This is a genomic window from Streptomyces sp. NBC_00286 (genome assembly GCF_036173125.1).
GTDB lineage: Bacteria > Actinomycetota > Actinomycetes > Streptomycetales > Streptomycetaceae > Streptomyces.
Genome location: NZ_CP108054.1, coordinates 4999622 through 5021909 on the forward strand (window position 1 = coordinate 4999622; position 22288 = coordinate 5021909).

17 protein-coding genes and 4 pseudogenes are annotated in these 22288 nt (G+C 71.2%); 15 read left to right on the forward strand and 6 right to left on the reverse strand.

Annotated elements, in window-relative coordinates; translation table 11 throughout:
* Window positions 1-51 precede the first annotated feature (51 nt).
* Window positions 52-1056 carry an NAD-dependent epimerase/dehydratase family protein gene (locus tag OHT21_RS22890; protein ID WP_328770224.1) on the forward strand — a complete coding sequence of 335 codons (1005 nt, stop codon included), beginning with the start codon at window positions 52-54 and terminating at the stop codon, window positions 1054-1056.
* 1345 nt (window positions 1057-2401) lie between these two features.
* On the opposite strand, the pseudogene OHT21_RS22900 reads toward OHT21_RS22890, so the two are convergent.
* Window positions 2402-3190, reverse strand: a pseudogene (locus OHT21_RS22900) (hypothetical protein); the annotation flags it as partial.
* 225 nt (window positions 3191-3415) lie between these two features.
* On the opposite strand from OHT21_RS22900, the gene OHT21_RS22905 reads away from it, so the two are divergent.
* Both OHT21_RS22905 and OHT21_RS22910 read left to right on the forward strand, forming a co-directional pair.
* Entirely contained in the window at window positions 3416-4162 is a 747-nt protein-coding gene (locus tag OHT21_RS22905) for a response regulator transcription factor (protein ID WP_328770225.1), read from the forward strand.
* Window positions 4163-4329: 167 nt separating this feature from the next.
* Window positions 4330-4944: a hypothetical protein gene (locus OHT21_RS22910; RefSeq protein WP_328770226.1), complete on the forward strand. Its 615-nt coding sequence runs from the start codon at window positions 4330-4332 to the stop codon at window positions 4942-4944.
* 234 nt (window positions 4945-5178) lie between these two features.
* Here OHT21_RS22910 and OHT21_RS22915 read toward each other — a convergent pair whose 3' ends face one another.
* Both OHT21_RS22915 and OHT21_RS22920 read right to left on the reverse strand, forming a co-directional pair.
* Complete coding sequence (locus tag OHT21_RS22915; protein ID WP_328774185.1) at window positions 5179-6291, reverse strand: sensor histidine kinase; 1113 nt, start codon at window positions 6289-6291, stop codon at window positions 5179-5181.
* A 23-nt stretch (window positions 6292-6314) separates the two neighbouring features.
* Window positions 6315-7076, reverse strand: coding sequence for a response regulator transcription factor (locus OHT21_RS22920; RefSeq protein ID WP_328770227.1), 762 nt, complete (start codon window positions 7074-7076; stop codon window positions 6315-6317).
* A 374-nt stretch (window positions 7077-7450) separates the two neighbouring features.
* Between OHT21_RS22920 and OHT21_RS22925 the strand changes: the two are divergent.
* The 3 genes and pseudogenes from OHT21_RS22925 to OHT21_RS22935 all read left to right on the forward strand — a co-directional run.
* Window positions 7451-8144 (forward strand): annotated as a pseudogene (locus tag OHT21_RS22925) (glycosyltransferase family 2 protein); the annotation flags it as partial.
* A 226-nt stretch (window positions 8145-8370) separates the two neighbouring features.
* On the forward strand, window positions 8371-9111 hold the full coding sequence (locus tag OHT21_RS22930) for a TIGR04282 family arsenosugar biosynthesis glycosyltransferase (protein ID WP_328770228.1): 741 nt from the start codon (window positions 8371-8373) through the stop codon (window positions 9109-9111).
* On the forward strand, window positions 9108-9920 hold the full coding sequence (locus tag OHT21_RS22935; protein WP_328770229.1) for a class I SAM-dependent methyltransferase: 813 nt from the start codon (window positions 9108-9110) through the stop codon (window positions 9918-9920). The genes OHT21_RS22930 and OHT21_RS22935 overlap by 4 nt, the downstream gene beginning before the upstream one ends.
* Window positions 9921-10302: 382 nt before the next feature.
* Here the strand turns inward: OHT21_RS22935 and OHT21_RS22940 are convergent, their stop codons facing one another.
* Entirely contained in the window at window positions 10303-11556 is a 1254-nt protein-coding gene (locus OHT21_RS22940) for a molybdopterin-dependent oxidoreductase (RefSeq protein ID WP_328770230.1), read from the reverse strand.
* A gap of 423 nt (window positions 11557-11979) precedes the next feature.
* Between OHT21_RS22940 and OHT21_RS22945 the strand changes: the two genes are divergently transcribed.
* From OHT21_RS22945 to OHT21_RS22970, 6 genes are all read left to right on the forward strand, one after another.
* Window positions 11980-13314: a hypothetical protein gene (locus OHT21_RS22945; RefSeq protein ID WP_328774186.1), complete on the forward strand. Its 1335-nt coding sequence runs from the start codon at window positions 11980-11982 to the stop codon at window positions 13312-13314.
* 214 nt (window positions 13315-13528) lie between these two features.
* Window positions 13529-14050 (forward strand): hypothetical protein, encoded by a 522-nt coding sequence (locus OHT21_RS22950; protein ID WP_328770231.1) that lies wholly within the window; start codon window positions 13529-13531, stop codon window positions 14048-14050.
* 210 nt (window positions 14051-14260) lie between these two features.
* The gene (locus tag OHT21_RS22955; RefSeq protein WP_328770232.1) at window positions 14261-14653 is read left to right on the forward strand and encodes a hypothetical protein; all 393 of its coding nucleotides are present in this window, start codon (window positions 14261-14263) and stop codon (window positions 14651-14653) included.
* 172 nt (window positions 14654-14825) lie between these two features.
* A complete protein-coding gene (locus OHT21_RS22960) occupies window positions 14826-15854 on the forward strand; it encodes an ATP-binding cassette domain-containing protein (protein ID WP_328770233.1) in 1029 nt (342 codons plus the stop codon).
* On the forward strand, window positions 15851-16702 hold the full coding sequence (locus OHT21_RS22965) for an ABC transporter permease (protein ID WP_328770234.1): 852 nt from the start codon (window positions 15851-15853) through the stop codon (window positions 16700-16702). The genes OHT21_RS22960 and OHT21_RS22965 overlap by 4 nt, the downstream gene beginning before the upstream one ends.
* Window positions 16703-16914: 212 nt before the next feature.
* Complete coding sequence (locus tag OHT21_RS22970; protein ID WP_328770235.1) at window positions 16915-17751, forward strand: hypothetical protein; 837 nt, start codon at window positions 16915-16917, stop codon at window positions 17749-17751.
* Here the strand turns inward: OHT21_RS22970 and OHT21_RS22975 are convergent.
* Complete coding sequence (locus OHT21_RS22975; protein WP_328770236.1) at window positions 17666-19111, reverse strand: aminotransferase-like domain-containing protein; 1446 nt, start codon at window positions 19109-19111, stop codon at window positions 17666-17668. The two genes, OHT21_RS22970 and OHT21_RS22975, sit on opposite strands and share 86 nt — an antisense overlap.
* A gap of 87 nt (window positions 19112-19198) precedes the next feature.
* Here OHT21_RS22975 and OHT21_RS22980 point away from each other — a divergent pair, with 87 nt between their 5' ends.
* Both OHT21_RS22980 and OHT21_RS22985 read left to right on the forward strand, forming a co-directional pair.
* Window positions 19199-19987: an alpha/beta fold hydrolase gene (locus OHT21_RS22980; protein ID WP_328770237.1), complete on the forward strand. Its 789-nt coding sequence runs from the start codon at window positions 19199-19201 to the stop codon at window positions 19985-19987.
* A 396-nt stretch (window positions 19988-20383) separates the two neighbouring features.
* A complete protein-coding gene (locus tag OHT21_RS22985) occupies window positions 20384-21409 on the forward strand; it encodes an endonuclease/exonuclease/phosphatase family protein (protein WP_328770238.1) in 1026 nt (341 codons plus the stop codon).
* A 144-nt stretch (window positions 21410-21553) separates the two neighbouring features.
* Here OHT21_RS22985 and OHT21_RS22990 read toward each other — a convergent pair.
* Window positions 21554-21793, reverse strand: a pseudogene (locus tag OHT21_RS22990) (snapalysin family zinc-dependent metalloprotease); the annotation flags it as partial.
* On the opposite strand from OHT21_RS22990, the pseudogene OHT21_RS22995 reads away from it, so the two are divergent.
* Window positions 21770-22285, forward strand: a pseudogene (locus OHT21_RS22995) (LysR substrate-binding domain-containing protein); the annotation flags it as partial. The pseudogenes OHT21_RS22990 and OHT21_RS22995 overlap by 24 nt on opposite strands.
* Window positions 22286-22288: the final 3 nt, after the last annotated feature.

Genomic DNA, 22288 nt, shown 5'->3' on the forward strand with positions numbered 1-22288 from the left:
TGTTGGGCGCGGAACCGCCGTTCCGGCGGTTGGCGGGCCTAGCGTTTTCGTATGCGAGTACTGGTCACCGGCGGAGCCGGGTTCATCGGGTCGGCGATCGTGGCCGCGCTTCGGGCGCGGGGGCATGAGGGGGTGGTGTACGACCTCGTGTCCGGGGGCGATGTGCGGGATCGGGACGCCGTGGGGCGGTCGCTCGACGGGATCGACGCCGTGTGTCATCAGGCGGCGATGGTGGGGCTGGGGAAGGGGTTCGAGGACGCGGCCGCGTATGTGAGCAGCAATGATCTCGGTACCGCTGTGCTGTTGTCGGCCATGGCGGACGCGGGGGTGCGGGGGCTGGTGCTCGCGGGGTCGATGGTGGTGTACGGGGAGGGGCGGTACGAGTGCGGGCGGCATGGGGTCGTACGGCCCGGTCCGCGGGATGTCGCCGACCTGGACGCCGGACGCTTCGAGCCCAACTGCCCTGTGTGCGGGGATGAATTGGCACCTGGGCTGGTGAGTGAGGGCGCCCCCGTCGATCCGCGGAACGTGTACGCCACGACCAAGCTCGCCCAAGAGCATCTGGCCGCCTCCTGGGCTCGGGCGGTGGACGGGCGGACGGTTTCGCTTCGGTACCACAACGTGTACGGGCCGGGGATGCCGCGGGACACCCCGTACGCCGGGGTCGCCTCCTTCTTCCGTTCCGCGCTGGCACGCGGGGAATCGCCGCGGGTCTTCGAGGACGGGGGCCAGCGCCGGGACTTCGTACACGTACGCGATGTGGCTGCCGCCAATGTGCTGGCACTGGAGGCCCTTTCGGACGCGGCCCCGTTCCGCGCGTACAACGTCGGCAGCGGCGATCCACACACGGTCGGCGACCTGGCCGAAACACTGGCCGCCGCCCACGGCGGACCCGCGCCCGTCGTCACCGGTGAGTACCGGCTAGGCGACGTCCGGCACATCACGGCCGATTCGGCGCGCGTGCGCGGGGAGTTGGGCTGGAAGCCGGAGGTGGGTTTCGAGGAGGGGGTGCGGGAATTCGCGACGGCGGCGGGGCTGAGGGGGTGCGCCCCGTAAGAGGCGCCGGGGGGTGCGCCTCGTAAGAGGCGCCGGGGGGTGCGCCCCGTAAGGGGCGCGGGGAACTGCGCGCCCAGCCACAACGCACCGTCAGCCGAGATACAACGCCCAAGGGGGGCCTGGGGGCGCAGCCCCCAGTTTCGGGAAGGGGCGGGGCTGGGGAAAGAAACCCCGCCCCCGGCGAAGCTCAGCCCACTCGCTGAGCAGCCCGAAGCTGCTCCAGACGCTGGTGCACATGCTCGAGCGCCCCCTCACGACGCCCCGGCACGCGGCCCCGCAACTCGACCAGGGCGCCACCCAGTTCGCGAGCAGCACCCGCGTCGGCGATACGCCCCCACTGGTGATGGGCCCGGTCGACAGCCGCCTCGACGGCGGGGGCGTCAGAAGACTGCCCCGCCCCGAGCCGCGCATCGGCCACGGCCATCCACGTCCGACAACTACGCACGGCATCCCCCGCGAACATGGCCAGATCAGCCCGCACCTCCATCCAGTGCACAACCTCATCCGACCCCGCCCCGTACACCCGCAACGCATCCTGCTCCCAACGAGCGGCCAGCCCATCGGCGTCCCCATGCCGCCCGTCCTCCACGGCGAAGGCAATCTCGACATGGGGGTCGGAGGAGACGGACGCCTCCGGCGATGCGGCGGAAGAAACGGAGGGCGCGGACGCCTCCGGCGGCACGGCGGGGACGAACGGCGCGGGCACCTTCGGCGGTGAGGCAGCCGAGGCAAGACCCGCGGGTGACTCCGGCCGCGAGCCGGCGCGTACGAACGGCGCAGGCACCTCTCCAGGTGACGCGGTGTGGACCGCCGACTCAGACTCCTCCCGCGATGCGGCAGCCGGGGCAAGGGATACGGGCGACTCCGTCGGCGAGCCGGCAGGGACGAACGGCGCAGGCACCTCCCCTGGCGCGGCAGCGTGGCCCGCCGACGCAGACGCCTCCCGCGGCGCAGACGCCTCCCGCGGCGCGGCCGCCGGAGCCAGGGATGCGGACGTCACCGACCGCGAGCCGGCAGGGACGAACGGCCCAGACGCCTCCCCCGACGCGCCAGCGTGAACCGCCGACACAGACCCCTCCCCCGACGCGGCCGCCGGAGCCAGGGATGCGGACGTCACCGACCGCGAGCCGGCAGGGACGAACGGCCCAGACGCCTCCCCCGACGCGGCAGCGTGAACCGCCGACGCAGACCCCTCCCCCGACGCGGCCGCCGGAGCCAGGGATGCGGACGTCACCGACCGCGAGCCGGCAGGGACGAACGGCCCAGACGCCTCCCCCGACGCGGCAGCGTGAACCGCCGACACAGACCCCTCCCCCGGTGAGCCGACGGGTACGGCCGACGCAGGCGCGTCCCGTGCCGGGGCGGCGTGGACCGTCGACGCAGACCCCTCCCGCGGTGAGCCGACGGGTACGGCCGACGCAGGCGCGCCCCCCGCCGGGACGGCGTAGGCGGCCCGCGCCGCCTCCGCGAACGGCGCCGCAGCCGCAGCCCCCGACGACTCCACCGCCAGCACAAGGTCCCGCCGGACGGCGTCCGGCTCCTCGCCGGCCACCCGTGTCAGCGCCTGCTGGTGCAACTCGTGCGGCGCCGGACGGTGGCCGCTGCGCAGGATCGTGGCGACGGACTTCATGTACGTCGGCAGGGCGAGCGTCCGCCGGGGCGGGGGCGGGGCGACCCGGCCGTACAGCCGGACCCCCGGCCCGACGGCGAGCGGCTGCGTGACCAGGTGCTGCCAGGTCTCCGCGTCGGCGTGCAGGTCGGCGAAGACCGTCGTACCGCCTGGCGCCCGCAGCCGAAGCTCCTCGCGGATCCAGTGCCAGGGGAAGCCGGTGTAGCGGACGGTCGACGGGGTCGTACGGGCCAGGGCCAGGTGCGGAAGCCGTTGGCGGCGGTCGAGTTGGAGCTGGCCGGTGACGAAGACCGTCAGCGGGCCGGGGGCCGTGGCGGCGGCGCGCAGGCGGGTCAGGACGGCCTGGGGCTCCAGAGGGTCGGCGAGTTCGACAACGTTCGCGGTGTCCGTGCCGGAGAGCACCGCGGGCGCCACCGCCGCGAGCACGGGAAGCACCGACGCCGCGTCCACCAGAGACCTCTTGCCCACCGGCGCGGCCGCCAGCAGCAGCACGGTTCCCGGCATAACTCCCGCCCCCTCTCCATCGACCAGCACGTCAGCACCGTAACCGCTGCGCGTGCAAAGCGGGGACAGGGCAGGGACAGAGCAGGGACGGATGGAGCCATGGGAGTCCGAAGACGGTGGATTCGAGCAAGTGGACGAAGTCGCTCACCCTACCTACGGGTACGTGTGACCATGGGTGCGCCTGTGAAGCTTTGAGGTCTCAAAAAGTCAGCAAAGGAACAGGACATGACCAAGCCTGTCCCCAACTCCCGTACAACCGCTGTCTCCTCGCCCTCCACTCCCTCGGGCGCCGCCCCCGCCACCCATCTCCTCGTGGTGGAGGACGACGTCGGAGTCCGCGACGTGCTTGCCACGGCCCTGGAATTCATCGGCTTCGAGGTGACCTGCGCAGCCACCGGCCACCAGGCCCTGCGCCTCGTCACACGGCGCATCCCCGACCTCGTCCTGCTCGACGTCAACCTCCCCGACCTCGACGGCTTCGAGGTATGCCGGACCCTGCGCGAACGGGACCTCACCATGCCCGTGCTGTTCCTCTCCGGGCGCAGCGGGGTCGACGACCGGGTGCACGGACTGGACGTGGGTGGTGATGACTTCGTCACCAAGCCGTTCGAGCTGAAGGAGGTGGCGGCCCGTATCCGCGCCCTGCTGCGCCGCACCGCCGAACGGCCCACGCCGCGCCGCTGCCTGAGCGTCGGTCATGTACAACTCGATCCCGACGCACACCAGGTGTGGGCGGCCGGGCGCCCGGTCCGGCTCACTCCCACCGAATTCGCCCTGCTGCGCTACCTGTTGGAGAACTCCGACCGGGTACTGACCCGCTCCCAGATACAGGAGCGCGTCTGGAACCACCGCGACGAGAGTTCCGGCATCGTGGACACCTGTGTCTACTACCTGCGGCGCAAGCTGGGCGACCAGGACCAGTCACTCATCCGTACCGTCCGCGGGGTGGGCTACCGGATGTCCGCGGTCTGACCGTCAGCGTCCGGTAGCCCGGACCGCCGAAGTCCATGTCGCGCCGCAACCTTCATCAAATCCTTATCCCGTACGGAGCGGTTCCGGATCCGCGCTCGCTTCACTGAGGCCGCGGCCTCCGCTCGGGGCTGCCCCTTCTTTCCCACCCCCACAGGGAGCACAGCAACATGTACTCCGTACGGAAGAAAATCGCGGCCGCCCTGGGCTCCGCGATCACCCTGGCCGCCCTCGTCGTGGCCACCCCCGGCACCGCCATGGCCGACCACGAGGAGCAGCCGACCGTCGCGCAGCTCCTCGAGCAGTGCAACAACGGCACGGACCGGTGCGAGTTCCACGTCGAGTCGGTCGAGAAGTACCTCGGCCCGGAGAAGCGGGTCACCTCCGACGCGTACAACTGCACGAGCGTCAACCAGAACCTGTCCAAGACGTGGTCGGACACCACGTCGACCGGCACCTCGACGACCCAGACCATAGAGTTCGGCGGCGCCTTCGAGGCCTTCACCGCCGGGTTCAGCAGCGCCACCGGGAAGACCTGGGAGAAGTCCCACACCGAGACGCACACCGAGAGCCTGTGGATCGGCCCGCAGAAGAAGGGCTGGCTCACCCACCGGGCGCACATGGTCAGGTCGCACGGCTACTACCAGCTCAACTTCGGCGACCGTTACTACGGCCACTACATCTGGTACGTCAACGACGTGACGATGACCGGCATCGACCCCGACAACACGTACGGCGAGAGCCCCGTGTTCCGCGAGGCGGCGACGGGCTCCGGCGACTGCTGAGCCGGCGGGCGAGATGCCAGTTCCCGCGCCCCTGTGAGGGGCGCGGGGCTGTGTCGATGTGCGGCTCCGCCGCGATGGGGGTCCCCCCGCTCATGGGGGTCCTCCCGCTCATGGGGGTCCCCCCGCTCGAGCGAAGCCGAGAGTGGGGGAGGAGCCGAGAGTGGGGGAGGAGCCGAGAGTGGGGGAGCGACCAGCCACAGCGCACCCGCAGCGTCAATCCCACCTGCGGAAGCGCTACACCTCCACGGTCGGCAACGTCACCTCAAACCGACAGCCCCCGGACACGTTCCGTACGATCGCCCGGCCCCGGTGGGCTTCCACAATCCCGCGCACAATCGCGAGCCCCAGCCCCGCCCCCGCCGGAGGCGTCCGCGCGTGCGTACCGCGCCACCCCGTGTCGAACACGCGAGGCAGATCCTCCTCAGGAATCCCCCCACAACTGTCCGTAACGGACAACACAACCCCCTCCGGCGACCGGTGCGCCGAAACGGCCACCGTCCCATCGGACGGCGTCCGCCGAATCGCGTTGACCAGCAGATTCCCCAGTACGCGACTCATCTCCTTGCCGTCCACCTCCACCGGCACCGGTTCGATCCCGGCCCCCACCAGCCGCACGCCGTGCTCACGGGCCAGTGCGTCCGCCCCCGCCAGCGCGTCCCCGACGAGGTCGTACACCGACATCCGCGAGGGGTTCAGCGCCAGCGCGCCGGCGTGGATGCGGGACAGTTCGAAGAGGTCGCCGACCATGTCGTTGAGCCGCTCGACCTCGGTACGGATCTGCCGCAGATACCGGTGCGGATCCGCCGCGACGCCGTCCTCCAGCGCCTCCGACATCGCGCGCAGTCCGGCCAACGGGGTGCGCAGGTCGTGCGAGATCCAGGCGACGAGTTCGCGCCGGGAGGTCTCCAGGGCGCGCTCACGTTCCCGGGACTCATGGAGCTTCGCGCTGGTGGCCGCCAACTCCCGGCTCAGCGCGGCGAGTTCGGCGGTTCCGCCACCGGCGGGGGCGGCGAAGTCACCGCCGTCGCCGAAAGAGCGGGCGGCGATCGTGAGCTCCCGGCTGCGGGCGACCACCCAGCGGCCCAGGAGCATCGCCGTCGGCACGGAGACCAGGGCCGCCATCGCGACGACGGTCGTCACGACGGCGAGGTCGTGCTCGTTCAGGAACATCCCCTGCGCGACCATGAGCGTCCCGGCCAGCATCGCGGTGACGGCCACGAACACCACGACGTGCAGCGAGACCGTGAGCGACCGGTGCCGGACCAGTCTCAGTACGAAGGCCCCCAACAGGCCTGCGACCACGGCACCCAGAAGGGCGCAGGCCGCGATGAGGAGCATGTCCTGCATGGGGGGTATTTCCTCCATGGCGATCACCGGTCCTCCCCTCCTTCCCCTTCGGAAACACCGGCCGCGTCAGCACCGGCCGTGTCGAACCGGTATCCCACGCCCCACACCGTCTGGATCAGCGCGGGCCGCGCCGGATCGGTCTCGATCTTGGCGCGCAGTCTTCGGACGTGGACGGTGACCGTGGAGAGGTCGCCGAAGTCCCAGCCCCAGACCTCGCGCATCAGCTCTTCGCGGCTGTACGCGTGTCCGGGGTTCCGGAGGAAGAAGGCGAGGAGGTCGAACTCGCGGACGGTGAGGGCGAGTTCCGTACCGTCCTTGGTGGCGCGGCGGCCCTCCGGGTCCACGCTGAGGCCGGCCGCGCGCAGCTGTCCGCGCGGTTCGGCGGAGGGTCGGCTCCGGCGCAGTACGGACTCGACGCGCAGTACCAGCTCGCGCGGGCTGAACGGCTTGGTGACGTAGTCGTCGGCGCCCACCTCGAGGCCGAGGATCCGGTCGTCCTCGTCGCCGCGGGCGGTCAGCATGATCACGGGTACGGGGCCCCGCCCGCGCATCCGGCGGCACACCTCCAGGCCGTCCATGCCGGGCAGCATCAGGTCCAGTACGACCAGGTCGGGCCAGTGCGCGGTGGCCTGCGCCAGCGCGGACGGGCCGTCGACGGCCCGGTCCACGACGTAACCGGCCCGGTCGAGATAACCCGAGACGATCTCGGCGACGGTGGGGTCGTCGTCGACGACGAGAACACGGGTGCCGGAGGTGTCGTACGGCTGCGGCTGCTGCTGGTGCATGTCGCCAGGGTCGCACTGCGGGCGCGCGGATGTCCTGCGTCCGGGGGGTGGAGGGCTCGGGCGTCCTTGATTCGTAAGGAGACGGGGCGCTCCGCTGGGGTGCGGGATTTGTTCGGTCGGTTCGACGCTGCGGGTTCGTTGTGGCTGGTCGCTCCCCCACTCTCGGCTCCTCCCCCACTCTCGGCTTCGCTCGAGCTGGGGGACCCCCATGAGCGGGGGGACCTCCATCGCGGCGGAGCCGCAAATTGACACAGCCCCGCGCCCCTAAAGGGGGCGATCCGAACCCGGCAGAAGGCGGGTGTACCGAGGCGGTGGACCGACGTCCGCGTTTCGTAAGGACGCACCGTCCGTTATGTCCGCTTCACGTTCGTACTGTGAAAGCCGTGTACCCGAATCCCACCACGAAACCCGACGTCGATGTCGTCCTGCCGTGCCTGAACGAAGCCGCCGCGCTCCCCTGGGTGCTGGCCCTCATCCCCGAGGGCTGGCGCGCGCTGGTCGTGGACAACGGTTCCACCGACGGCTCCGCCGACGTGGCCCGTGACCTCGGCGCGACCGTCATCCACGAGGAGCGGCGCGGCTTCGGCGCGGCCTGCCACGCGGGGCTGCTCGCCGCCACCGCGGACATCGTCTGCTTCTGCGACTGCGACGCCTCGCTGGACCCGTCCCTGCTGGTGCCCTTCGTGCGCGAGATCCGTGACGGCGAGGCCGATCTGGTGCTCGGGCGGCGGCGCCCGCAGGGCCGTGGCGCCTGGCCGGCACATGCCCGCGCGGGCAATCTCGCGCTGTCCCGGATGCTCCGCCGCCGCACCGGCGTACGCCTCCACGACCTCGGCCCCCTGCGCGCCGCCCGCCGCGAGGCCCTGCTCGGCCTCGGCCTCACGGACCGCCGCAGCGGTTACCCCCTGCAGATGGTCGTCCGCGCCGCCGACGCCGGCTGGCACATCGCCGAACACGACGTCCCGTACCTGCCACGCACCGGCACCTCCAAGGTCACCGGCACCTGGCGTGGCACGTGGCACGCGGTACGGGACATGCGCCGGGTGCTGACGGAGCCGGCGTACGCCACCGGGCGGGGAACCGGGCCGGGCGCCGGCCAAGTCCCTGGCCCGCACGTCGGCCGAAGCCTCGGCCAAGGTCCCGGCCCGGACGCCGGCCAAGTCCCTGGCCCGCACGTCGGCCGAAGCCTCGGCCAAGGTCCCGGCCCGGACGCCGGCCAAGGTCCCGGCCCCGCAACCGACCAAAGCCCCGGCCAAGGAACCGCCCCCGGACCCGTCCAAGGAGGAGCCCACCGATGACCACCCTGCTCGTCATCGCCAAGGAACCGCGACCCGGGCGCGTGAAGACGCGGCTGACCCCGCCGTTCACGCCCGAGGAGGCGGCGGCGCTCGCGGAGGCCGCGCTGGCGGACACCTTGAGCGCGGTGCTCGCGACGCCCGCCGACCGGCGGGTCCTGGTGCTCGACGGGGCGCCGGGGCCGTGGCTGCCGCCCGGCGTCGAGGTGGTCCCGCAGTGCGCGGGCGGGCTCGACGAACGGCTGGCCGCGGCGTTCGCGGACTGCACGGGACCGACGCTGCTCATCGGCATGGACACGCCTCAGGTGACCGCCGAACTCCTCACGTTCGGGGCCGACTTCACGGACTGCGACGCCTGGTTCGGGCCCGCGGAGGACGGCGGCTTCTGGGCGCTGGGGCTCGCCGAGCCCGACCCCGCCCTGCTGCGTGGCGTGCCGATGTCGACGCCCACGACAGGAGCCCTGCAACGGGACCGGCTCACGGGCGCCGGACTACGCGTGCGCGATCTGCCGCGGCTGCGGGACGTAGACACGGCGTATGACGCCTGGCTGGTCGCCGAGCAGGTCATGGTTCAGGGGCAGGGGGGCAGGTTCGCGGCGGAGTTCGACCGGCTGGCGGCGGGCGTACGGCGGTCGGACGTGGAGAAATCCGTCGCCGACCGATCTGCCGTCGAGCAGTCCGTCGCCGCGCGATCCGTCGCCGAAGGTTCCGTCGTCGAGCGCTCGGTCGTGGGGCGATGAGCACGGCGAGTACGGCGAGCGCGACGGATACAGATGCGAGTACGGGTACGGGGGCGGCGTCCGAGTGGTGCGTCGACCCGTACGCCGACGCCCTCCGCGACGGACGCGGTCCGCTCTTCCTGCGCCGTAACGACGGCTGGCTGCTCCCGCTCGAGGTCGAGCGGTGGTGCGCACGAGCCGACGCCGCCGATCTGTCGGCGCTGCGGCAGTGCGAAGGGGCCGTACTGGATGTGGGCTGCGGGCCCGGTCGGCTGGTCGCGGCCCTCGCCTTACAGGGCCGACCGGTCCTCGGGATAGACATCAGCGAGGCGGCCGTCAACCACACCGTGGAGCTCGGCGGACAGGCGCTGCGCCGCTCGGTGTTCGACCCGTTGCCGGGGGAGGGCCGCTGGAACACGGCGCTGCTCATCGACGGCAACATCGGCATCGGCGGCGACCCGGACGCCCTGCTGCGCCGTATCGCCCAACTCCTCGCCCCAGGCGGCCTGTTGATCGCCGAGACCGCGCCCGTGGACGTCGACGAGCAGGTCCAGGTGCACGTCACCGACGCCCAGGGCGCCGCCGGAACCCCGTTCCCCTGGGCCCGGCTCGGCAGCCGCGCCCTCCTGAGGCGCGCCCGCCGGCTCGGCTGGCGTACGGACGGTACAGACAGTCAGTGGACGGCGGACGGCCGCTGCTTCGTGGCCCTGCGCCGCGCCCGTACCGAACGGATCAACATCCACAGCGCCGACACCCCGAACAGCACCGCCGTCATCAGCAGCCAGCGCCCCAGGAACACATCGCCGGACGAGCCGGTGGACGCCTCGTAACGCCGCTCGACCCGCCCGCTGATCAGCGGAAACCACACCAGCAGCAGCAGTCCGGACAGGGCCGCCGGGACACGCACGAACATCAGCCACTCCCGGCGCCCGACCGCCCCGAGCACGGCCCGGACGAGCCGGTCGGCAGCGGCGTACAACGGCAGCAGCACGAGATCGTGCAACAGCGCCGCCCCGACGATCCACATCAGCACGCCCCACCAGTCCCCCGCGAGCAGCTGTACGCCGGCATACGCGACGAGCGCGAACGAGCAGGCCAGCAGCAGGAGTTGGAGGGGACTCTCGCCGTACCAGCGCCGCCACCGGTTCCGTACGCTCGTCATTCGCCCGCTCGTCCTCCGTACGCGCATCACAGGGCTCTTCATAGGGCTCCTCACAGGTCTCCGAACGTCAACCGGGACACCCACTTGGTGTTCAGCACTCCGGGTGCGGCGGGAACGATGATGCGCGCCGGGTAGCCGTGGTCGGGGGTCAGCGGCTCGCCGTTGACGTACAGGGCGAGCAGCGAGCGCGGGTCGCGGACCTGGTTGTCGCGCAGGGCGGCCCGCCGGAAGGAACCCGCACGCTGGAGCGACTCCACGAACAGATCGGGCTCCTGGCCGTGCTCGTACCCCGCCAACTCCGCCAGATCCCGCAGCCGTACGCCCCGCCACCACTGGTCGCCCGTCGACCAGCCCTCCACGCAGGCGATGGGCAACGCGGCGCTGTACAGCGGCAGTTCGTGCAGCTCCTCCCGGCTGAGCCGGACCGTACGACGCCCCTCGACGACGAGCCGCCATGCCTCGTCACTCGTCTCATCCGCCTTGATCCCCACCGCCGCAGCCGTCTTGTTGATCTGGAAGCCGCCGGGTCCCGAGCCGGGCTCCGGACCGCCGTGCGGCGCGAGAATCGCCGTCCGGCGCAGGGGGCCGTCGAAGTTCTGCCCCGCGGTCGTGGCGAACAGGAACAGCGAAGAGCCGCCGACGAGTTGGAGCGCGCCGCGCCGGGAGACGGTGGGCGGGTCGGACGTTGGCGCTTCGGGCCGGGGTTCGACCAACTCCCCTGCCTCTCCGCCTCGTTCGCGTCGGATATTGCGCAGGACCGTCGGCGTCTTCAGCGCCACGTGCGCTGCGAAGGCGGCGAAGAACACCCAGGCCCCGTAGAAGTGCAGGGGATAGAAGGAGCCGGGGAAGACGTAGTCGAGCTGGACGTTCAGCACGCCCGTCACGAACTCGAACAGCGCGCTTCCGACCAGTACGAGCAGCGAGAGCCGCTCCAGCGCGTGCCCGAGCGAGCGCGCGGGCGGCAGCTCGAACAGCTTCGGGATGACCGACCACAGCTTGGCGAGGAGTACGGGGATCAGGGCGATGCCGAGCGTGACGTGCGTGCCCTGGTTGAGGCGGTACAGCCAGGGCGGGTCGGTGGGCCAGGCGAAGAGGTAGAAGCCGAGGAGGCCCTTGTCCGGCGTCTTGTCGTTCACGGACGAGAGGTTCGGGTTGTACGCGGCGTACGACACGAGGCCCGTCACGAACAGGACGGTGATCCCGGCGAGCAGCACGACACCGAGCAGCGAGGTGAGCCGAGGGCCACGCAGAGGGCTGCGCCAGAAGGCGGGGGAGGTGGGGGAGATGGGGAGCCGTTCGCTCATGCCCCGACCGTAGGCCGGTACGGGCGGGCCGAGGGCGGCTCGACTCATGACGAAAGGCTGACGTTCGTGCTGGCCGGGACGCCGAGGCGTGGCCCCGGCCCTAGCGTTTCCGCTGTGAACCGTGACCTTCTCCGGGACCTCGGCCAAAAGCGGAACCAGGACGACGACCGGCACCGAGACGACTGCGACGGTCGCGGCGGCCGCGACGGTCGCGGCGGCCGCCGCCCTGAGGACCGTACCGGCCGTCCTGACGACCGTGCCGGCCTGCCTGACGACCGTACCGGCGTGCCCGACGACCTCGGCCGGGACATCGGCCTGGAAACCGGCCAGGATGTCGGGCAGTCCGTCGACTCAGGCAACGGGCAGGACGCCGGCCGCGGCTCCCGCGGCTCCCGTGCCGCCCGCCGAGGCCTTCGTCCTGACCTGTACGCCGCCGGAACCGCCGTCCTCCTCTTCGCCACAGCCGCCGTCGTCGGCCACATCCTCGAGAACACCTACGGCAACCTTCACCTCGCCTGGGCGCCGCTGTACGCCTGGTGGTCACCGCAGGTGGGACCCGGCACTCCGGCCGCGATCACGGTGGCCGTGGCGGTGATCGCGTACGGCCCCTCACTCGCGGCCCGCCTGCCATGGCGAGCGCTGGTCCCGCTGACCTGGTTCGTGGCCATGGCCTGGACGTGGTCGCTCGCCCTGATCGACGGCTGGTACTACGGCATCGAGCGGCGCCTCACCACCCGCTACGAGTACCTGACCGTCATCGACCGCTTCGACAACATCGGCGCGACCCTGCGCGGCTTCACCCAGCACATCCTGCTCGACTCCCTCGACCACTGGCCCCCGCACATCGCCGGCCACCCACCGGCCGCGACCCTCACCTTCGTCTGGCTGGACCGGATCGGCCTCGGGGGCGGAGGCTGGGCGGGCGTCTTCTGCATCACGGTCGGCGCTTCGGCCGCCGCGGCGGTACTCATCGCCGTTCGTTCCCTCGCCGACGAAACGCTGGCCCGCCGGGCCGCGCCGTTCGTCGCCCTGGCCCCCGCGGCGATCTGGGTCGGGGCCTCGGCGGACGGCTACTTCGCGGGGGTGACGGCATGGGCGGTGGCGCTGCTGGCACTGGCGGCGACGGGTGGCCGCAGGGTTCCGGCCTTCACGTACGGCTTCGGCTCCGGCCTGCTACTGGGCTTCACCGTCTATCTCTCCTACGGCCTGACCCTGTTCGCGATCATCGCCGCAGCCGTGCTCCTGCTGACCTGGCGCCGGTGGCCACCCACGCTCCTCCTCCCCCTGCTGGCGGGCGCGGCCGTAGCCCCCGTCGCCTTCACCCTCGCGGGCTTCAACTGGTGGGAGGCGTACCACCTGTTGGTCGAGCGCTACTACCAGGGCGCGGCTTCCATCCGCCCGTACTGGTACTTCGTGTGGGCCAACCTCGCCTGCACGGTGCTGCTCGTGGGGCTGGCGGGAGTGACGGGCCTGCGCCGCACGCTGGCCACCGTCCCGTCCGCTTTCCGCCGGCTCCGCACCGGCACCGTGACCTCCACCGACCGTCTCCTCGGCCTGGTCCTCGCCGGTTTCCTCATGGTCCTGGTCGCCGACCTCTCCGGCATGAGCAAGGCGGAGACGGAACGCATCTGGCTCCCCTTCGCCTTCTGGCTCCTGCCCGCGACGGCGCTGCTGCCGCGGGGCGGACAGCGGGCGTGGCTGGCCGCCCAGGTGACGGTGGCGCTTACGGTCAACCATCTGTTCCACACGGGGTGGTGAGCGCGGAGGGTTTCTTCTCGCGTACGTGAAACCTCAGGTTCTCCTCAGCACTTACGAGAATGCTTTGCCCCAGCTCAACGCACTGTCATGATCGCAACAGTTGTGAGCGAGTAGTCGGCCGCATCCAGCTCAGCCCAAGGAGGGCGACCTCATAAGTACAACTCGACGCTCTACACGCCCCGACGCGCTGGCTGGACCGTGCGGGAGAAGTGACGTGTCCCGGCGAACCCTTGCCGGCCTGAGCTTTGCGGCCGCGCTCATCTCTCTGACGGCTTGCTCGGCGGAGGACTCCGCGGCGAAGCCCGAGCAGCCGACCCAGTCGTCCAGGCCCAGCCCGGACGCAGCCATCGAGACCCCATCCGTCGACTCTGCGCAACCCTCGGTGGATCAGCCTCCGGAGCTGGACGGGACCGAGACTGTTGCTGCCGAGCAGGGTGTGACGTACGGCAGTCGCAGTATCGAGTTCGACAAGGGGAAGAAAGGCGACGCGCTGATCATCGCGGTGCGGTGTCAGGGCAAGGGGACGATCGACGTCACCGTGCGCCCCGCTGAGGTTTTGTTTCCGCTGCACTGCCTCGACGACGAGGTGAGCACCGCCTACAACCAGGTCGGCGTCTCCGGAGTCGAGAACGAGGGCACCGTCTCCGTCGAAGCACCCTCGACCGTGCGCTGGTCCATGACCATCGGCCGAGGTGAACCCGCGGCCGAGGACGACCCTGCTCCGGACGACGTCTGAACAAGGACGCACCTGGGCGTGCTCGATGCCTGTCGGGAGGGGTCCCGTAGGGGCGGCCTACCGTGCTCGTCGGCGTCGACGACGAAGGTGGGCGGGCGATGGTGGGCTTCTCGGTGGCCGTCAAGCGTGGCTTTACCAAGGCCTTCGACTTGCCCGCCCCGCCCCCCCGGTGTGCTCTGGAGGCAGGGGCGAGGAGAGAGGAGTGGGGTCATGGCTCATGCAGCGCCACGTGCCGCTCGGTGGTACGGGAGTCCCGCGCGGGTCGCAACCAAGCTCACCGCCCCCGTGCTCGGAGGGATCGTCTTCGGTCTGTGGGCCGCCGCCATCGGGCGGGACGCGGGGCCGATCACCGGCTGGAACGTCCTGCTGGGCGTCGTGGCCGCGGTCGCCTTCGTGGTCGCGTACCTCGGGCTGCGCCTGCTCGGTACGCATCTGCCCCGCGAGCTGCGTGCCGCCGCGTGGGCGGGCTTCGGCGGTGCCGCGGTCGGGTTCCTGCACGGCCTCACCGGCTCGAGCGTCCTGAGGTCGGCGGCCGTGGCGTTCGCGGTGGCGGCGGGCGTCTTCGCGGTCGTGTTCTACCGCTTCTACACAACGGAGGACTGACGGAGGACTGACGTCCGCGCGGCGGAGGACTTAGGCCTCCGGGGCGACCGCGGGACTAGGACAAAAAGCCCAGGACGAATCCAGTGCCGAAATCTACGATGAGTTTGCTGCCCGGTGGGGGTCTACATCTCAACGACAGCTCAGCACTCGTAGAGGACTGGATGGGGCGGACATGAAAAGCGACCACCTAGCCGGAGGGCCGGCCATCGAGACCGCCGGCCTGGTGAAGACCTTCGGCGACAACCGCGCCGTGGACGGCGTAGACCTGCGCATCGAGCGGGGCACGGTGTATGGCCTGCTCGGTCCGAACGGCGCGGGCAAGACGACCACGGTGCGGATGCTGGCGACCCTGCTCCGCCCCGACGGCGGCGAGGCCCACGTCTTCGGCCACGACGTCGTACGGGAGGCCGACGCGGTCCGCAGCCGGGTCAGCCTCACCGGACAGTACGCCTCCGTCGACGAGGACCTCACCGGCACCGAGAACCTCGTACTCCTGGGCCGTCTGACGGGGCACAGCAAGAAGGCCTCGTACGACCGCGCGGCCCAACTCCTCGCCGCATTCGGCCTTTCCGACGCGGCGGGCCGCCAGGTGAAGAACTACTCCGGCGGCATGCGGCGCCGTATCGACATCGCCGCGTCGATCCTCAACACCCCGGACCTGCTGTTCCTGGACGAGCCGACGACGGGCCTGGACCCGCGCAGCCGCAACCAGGTCTGGGAGATCGTACGAGCGGTCGTCGCTCAAGGCACGACGGTCCTCCTCACGACCCAGTACCTCGACGAGGCCGACCAGCTCGCGTCCCGGATCGCCGTCATCGACAAGGGCAAGGTCATCGCCGAGGGCACCAAGGGCGAGCTGAAGGCCTCGGTCGGCGCCGGTGCCGTACACGTACGGTTGCGGGACGCGGACAAGCGCCCCGACGCCGAGCTCCTGCTCAGGCAGGCCCTCGACGCGGACGTACAACTGGAACCCGATCCGGTGGCCCTGACCGCCCGGGTCGGCGGCAACGGCGACATGAACGGCTGCGGGCCCTCCGAAAAGGCCTCCCGCGCCCTCGCCGAACTCGCCCGCGCGGGCATCATCGTCGACAACTTCTCGCTGGGACAGCCGAGCCTGGACGAGGTGTTCCTGGCCCTCACCGGCAGCCCGACCGACCACGACCGGACGACCGAGGCACAGACCAAGGAGGCCACGGCATGAGCACCGCGACCCAGACCACCGAGAGCACGGAACTCGCCCCGGTCCGCACCGAAAGCCTGGCCGAATTGCTCGTCGCCAAGGAGCGGCCGCCGCGGCCGAACGCGCTGCAGACCTCGCTGACCTTCGGCTGGCGGGCGATGCTCAAGATCAAGCACGTACCGGAGCAGCTGTTCGATGTGACGGCGTTCCCGATCATGATGATCCTGATGTACACGTACCTGTTCGGCGGCGCCCTGGCCGGCTCACCCAGCGAGTACATCCAGTATCTGCTGCCCGGCATCCTCGTGATGTCCGTGTCCATGATCACGATGTATACGGGCCTCGCGATCAACATCGACATCGAGAAGGGCGTCTTCGACCGCTTCCGTTCCCTGCCGATCTGGCGGCCGTCGACGATGGTCGGCTATCTGCTCGGTGACGCCTTGCGCTACACGCTCGCGTCGATCGTGATGCTGACGGTCGGCCTGATCATGGGCTTCCGCCCGGACGGCGGCTTCACCGGCGTCGTGGCGGGCGTGGTGCTGCTGATCATCTTCTGCTTCGCCTTCTCGTGGGTGTGGACGATGGTCGGTCTGCTGATGCGCACGGAGAAGGGCGTGATGAGCGTCAGCATGATGGTGCTGTTCCCGCTGACGTTCCTCAGCGACATCTTCGTCAAGCCCGAGACGATGCCCGGCTGGCTGCAGGCCTTCGTCAACAACAACCCGATCACCCACGTCGCCTCCGCGGTCCGCGATCTGATGGCCGGCTCCTGGCCGACCGAGGAGATCGCGTGGACGCTGGGCTGGTCGGCGGTGTTCGTGGCGGTGCTGGGGCCGGTGACGATGCGGCTGTACAACCGCAAGTAGTTCCCAGACAGGTCCTGGGGGGACGGCGTCCCCCGGAAGAACGCAATCCGCGTCCGGATGCAGTCACCCCGGTCGTGCCCCGATGAATTCGGGGCACGACCGGGGTTCTTTCTTGAGCTGTGCACAGAGTCGGTGTTGGGAAACTCGCTGGTCGGAATGTCGGTGTCCGGAAAGTCCTCTCGGCGGTACTGATCGTCCTCGGCTGTCTTCTCGTGCCGCTCGGCGGGCTCTCGGTGTGGGCGAAGTACGAGATCGGCGACACCCGGCGGTACGTCGCCACGATGGGGCCGCTCGCCACCGGCCCCGAGGTGCGCGGGGCGGTCGCGGACACCCTCACCCACGGGATCATGACCAAGGTCGAGGCAGGGCGACTCGACGGCGAGCTCCGGCAGTTCGTACGCGAGGCGGCGCGGTCCTTCACCAGTACGCCCGCCTTCCGCACCGCCTGGGACACCGCGAACCGGGCCGCCCACGACGCCGTCCTACGGGCCCTGCGCGGCGAGCGCGACGACGCGGTCACGCTCGACCTCGCGCCCGTCACACAGCAGCTCAGGGACCGGCTGGCCGAGGACCGGGTGCCGCTGGCGCACCGTATCCCCGTGACGCACACCGAGATCACGGTGCTCGAGGGCCGGGAAGTGGCCGCGCTCCGGAAGGGTTTCCGCATGCTGGAGTTCGCGAGTTTCTGGCTCCCGGTCGCGGCGCTGGCGCTGGCCGTCGGCGGCATCCTCCTCGCGGTACGCCGCCGCCGCGCGATCATCGCGACGGCCCTGGGCGCGGCGCTGGGCGCGGCCCTCCTCGCCCTGGCCACGGCGGTGGTCCGCGCCCTGACGCTCGCCGACCTGCCGCCGCACGTCTCCCGCGCCGCGGCGGCCGCGGTCTACGACGCCCTCACGTCCACCCTCCGCACGGCGACGTGGACGATCCTCGCCCTCGGCCTCACGGTGGCCGCGACGGCCTGGCTCACGGGCCGTGTCGCGCGACATCGCGCACGATCCGCAGAGCCTCCTCCAGCTCGGGCACGGGAAGAGAGGCGAGCCCGAGCCTGACGGCGTCCGCCGGGGAGACGGGCGTGGCGGGCGGCGCGGCGGCCTGCGTGCGTGCAGCGGGTGTGGGTGCGGCCTGCGCGCGCTCGGCCTGGATGCGCTGGGCTTGCGTGCGCTGAGGCTCCACCGCGAACGCCCGCCCCGGCGTGAGCGCCACCCCGTGCGCCGCCGCCGCGGCCGTGAACGTGTCCGCGCGCCAGGGCGGCGGCAGCTCCCACCAGGTGTAGTACGCGTACGGATCGGCCCGTACGGCGAACTCCCCCAGCCACTCCCCGACGACCCGCTGCCGCGCCCGCGCGTCCGCCCGCTTGGCCGCGACGAGCCGCTCGACCGTCCCGTCGCCGATCCACCGCACCGCGGCCTCCAGCGCGAACCGCCCCGCCGTCCACCCGCCCGACCTCAACGCCTCCGCGACCGCGTCCACCCGCCCCCGCGGCACGACCAGGAAACCGACCGTGAGCCCGGGCGCGACGCGCTTCGACAGCCCGTCGACGAGGTACGTGCGCTCAGGGGCGTACGAGGCCAGGGGAGTGGGGTCCATCCGGCCCTCCCGGAGGAAGGACCAGATCCGGTCCTCCACGACCGGAAGATCCAACTCCCTTAGGGCATTGGCCAGTTGACGCCTCCTCCCGTCCCCCATCGTCACGGAGGTGGGATTGTGGAGCGTCGGCTGGACGTAAAGGGCGGACAGCGGTGCGGCGCGATGGGCGGCGGCGAGGCCATCGGCCCGTAGCCCCTCCTCATCCATCGCAATCGGTACGAGGGTGATGCCGAGCCGTGCCGCGATCTCCTTGACCAGCGGATACGTGAGCGCCTCCACGCCGACGCGGCCCCCGGGCCGTACGAGGGAGGCTAGGGCGCCCGCGATGGCCTGCCGGGCGTTCCCGGCGAAGAGGACCCTCTCCCGGTCGGGTCGCCACCCCGGACCGCCGAGCAGCCCGGCGGCGGCCTCGCGCGCGGCGGGCGTGCCGGTGGCGGGCGCCGTACGCGTCGCCTCCGCGAGCACATCGGCCCGCAACAGCGGCGCGAGCCCGACGGCGAGCAGCTCCGACTGCCCTTCCGCGAACGGGTAGTTGAGCTCCAGATTGAAACGGGGCCCGGCGGTCTCGCCCTCCCCGTCCCCCTCCTCGGCCAGCCCCCGCCCCGAAGGCAGCGGTCCCGCCCGTACGAAGGTCCCACGCCCCACCTCGCCGACCACGAGCCCTCTCCGCACCAACTCGGCGTAGACGCGCCCGGCCGTGGACCCGGCGATACGGCGCCGTCGCGCGAACACCCGCTGCGGCGGCAGCCGTTCACCGGGCTTGAGCCGCCCGGTGAGGATCTCCTCGGCCAGCCGGTCGGCGATCCGCCGGTAGTCCTCCACGAACGCTCATCTCCCCTCACCCTCGGGATTGCACCGAGGGCAAAGTTCTCATTGCACCGAGTAGTCGATGCCGCCTAGGGTCCACTCATGGCTCCCTACCTCGCATACGAGGACAAAGGCGCGAAACTCTCAAGTCCCCTGCCTCTTGTCCTGATCCACGGCCACCCGTTCGACCACACGATGTGGACGCCGCAGGTGCGGGCCTACTCCCCGACCCGCCGGGTGATCGCCCCGGACCTACGCGGTTACGGCGCCTCGCCGGTCGTCCCCGGCGTCACTCAACTCTCCACGTTCGCCGAGGACATAGCGGCCCTCCTGGACGAACTGCACGTTGACCACTTCGTCCTGGCCGGCCTGTCGATGGGCGGCCAGATCGCCATGGAGTGCTACGCCCAGTTCCCCGACCGCATCCGAGGCCTGATCCTGGCCGACACCTTCGCCTCCCCGGAGACCCCCGCAGGCAAGAAGTCCCGCAACGACATGGCCGACCGCCTCCTGAAGGAAGGCATGCACGGCTACGCGGACGAGGTCCTCCACAAGATGGTCGCCCCGTACGCCGACGCGTCGGTGTCCGCCCACGTCCACAACATGATGACCGCCACGCCCCCGGCAGGCGCGGCAGCAGCCCTACGAGGCCGGGCGGAACGCCCCGACTACCGCGACCTCCTGACCCGGGTCACGGTCCCATCCCTGGTGGTGGTCGGCGAGGACGACGAATACACCCCGGTCTCCGACGCGAAGACAATGGCCGAGACCCTCCCCGACGCCACGCTCCAGGTCATCCCGCGAGCGGCCCATATGCCGAACCTGGAACGCCCGGGGGAGTTCAACGAGGCGTTGGCGAGGTTCTTGGGCCGTGTCGACGGCTCGGCTTGAGCGGTTCCCTTCCCCAGCCCCGCCCCGCCCCTTCCCGAAACGGGGGGGCTGCGCCCCCCCCGGCCCCGCTGCCTCCGGCGGGTGGGCGCCTAGCGGGGTGGGGCGTTGGCGATTGTGCGCGGGTGCGGGTTGTGTTGGGTTGCTCGCGCAGTTCCCCGCGCCCCTTAAACGCAGGGGCGCGGGGCTGTGTCGATTTGCGGCTCCGCCGCGTGGGCGCGACCAGCCACGGACGGCCCGCAGCCGACGCACGACCTCCAGGGGGTCTGGGGGCGGAGCCCCCCACGCGGCGGAGCCGCAAATTGTTACAGCCGGGAAGGGGCGGGGCCGGGGAAATGAACCCTCCGCCCACCCACCCCGTCTTTGAGGGAGGATTCAGGCAGAACGGAAGGTGCGGACTTGAGTACTGCTACCGCTGAGGCAGACGAATGGGCCGACGCGCCGGCGGCCCGGCGCCCCGGGCGCACGGCCGGCGCCTGGATCGCCGCCCTGCTGCTCCTCGGCGTGAGCATCGTCGTAGGCTGCCGCATCGCCGACACGGACGGCATCACCCCCGTCCCCCAAGTCATCGCATTCCTGCCCTGGCTGCTCGCCCCCACCGGCCTCGCCCTCCTCCTCGCCGCCCTCGCCCGCTGGCGCGTAGGCCTCGTATGGGGCGTGCTCGCGGCAGCGGCGGTCGCCTGGTTCATCGAGCCGTACGGGAAGACGAGCGACCCGAAGGGCACCCCGGTCGCGGAGTTGCGCGTGCTGACGTCGAACGTCGAGTACGGCCAGGCCACCGACGAACTGATCGAGATCGTACGGAGCGAAAAGCCGGACCTCGTGTTCGTCGAGGAGTGCGAGACGACCTGCGACGAGAAGCTGACGCGGGCCTTCGGCGGCAAGCAAGCGGAGGGGGCCAGAGGCACGTACCCCTACCGGCAGGCCGTGGAAGGGTACGGCTCGGACGGCTCCGTCATCCTCAGCCGGTACCCCCTCAAGCCCGCCCCCGGCGTCAAGGGCACCATGGGCATGCCCGGCGCGATCGCCGACGTGAAGGGCCGCGAGGTGCGGGTCCAGCTCGCCCACCCCATGCCCCCGCTCCCGGCCCACGTGGACGACTGGCAACGGGAACTGCGCGCCCTCCGCGACTACGCCGCCGCCGACAAGACCCGCCCCACCATCCTCGCGGGCGACTTCAACGCCTCCCAGGACCACGCCGCGTTCCGCCGCATCCTGGACACGGGCCTGCGCGACGGCGCCCGTCTCACCGGCGACGCCCGCACGCCGACCTGGCCGACCCGAACGGTCCCGGCGTTCGGCACCCAGATCGACCACATCCTGGTCTCCGAGGACTTCGCGGCGAACAAGGCCCGCTTCCTGGACCTGAAGAACACGGACCACCGCTCGCTCCTCCTCGACGTGACCCTCCACGAACGTGACTGAACGCGGTGTGGGCCGCCCCTGTGCAGGAGGGGCGGCCCACACCAGTGGGGGGTGGCGACATGCGGTCTCGAAGCTGCGGGTGCGTCGTGGCTGGTCGCGCAGTTCCCCGCGCCCCCGATAGGGGCGCTGATGGAACCGCAGGTCCTATTGGCCCTGGTTCACCTTGTGCAGGGCCTTCGCCAAACCGTTGGCCCAAAGGCGCTCCACCTCGGCGCGCTCGTTCGCGTCGGGGTTGGCGTTGGTGCAGGACGGGCCGGGGCCGCCGCCGGACATGAGTTCGCTGCAGGGGCCCTCGTCGTGGTCCGGCAGGCCGAGGACGTGGCCGGTCTCGTGGGCGGTCACGCGGGTGGAGTCGTACTTCTCGTTCTGCGCGTAATCGAGGAAGAACGCGAGCCGCAGTTCGTGTCGCTGCCACCGGACCATCCGGCCGCGGCGAAGCCAGAGGTCAGCCTGCGTGATCTGGCCGACGACCGCTGGGTGGTCGACCCGACGGTCGACGGGGAGTGGGAGGCCGTGCAGCGGATGTTCCGCGCGGTCGGCGTCAACCCGCATGTCCTGCACGGCGATTACTACACGACGGACGCACTGGTCGCCACCGGCGAGGTCGTCGCCGTCTGCCAGCCGACCCACGTCGACGGCCCCACGATGGCGGTACGCCGCATCCACGGCGACCCCCTCGGCGTACGGCTGCTCCTCGCGGCCCGTACGCAGGAGGAGCTGGACGCCGTCTATCCGGAACTGGAGGAGGCGTACGAAGAGGTCGCCTTGCAGGCACCCGGGTATCGGGAGTGGCGGGAAACGACCGGGAAGCCCTCGAACAAAGGGGGGCGCCCCTCCGGAGAGGGGCGCCCCATGCACGTACACGCGAGAACTTGACGC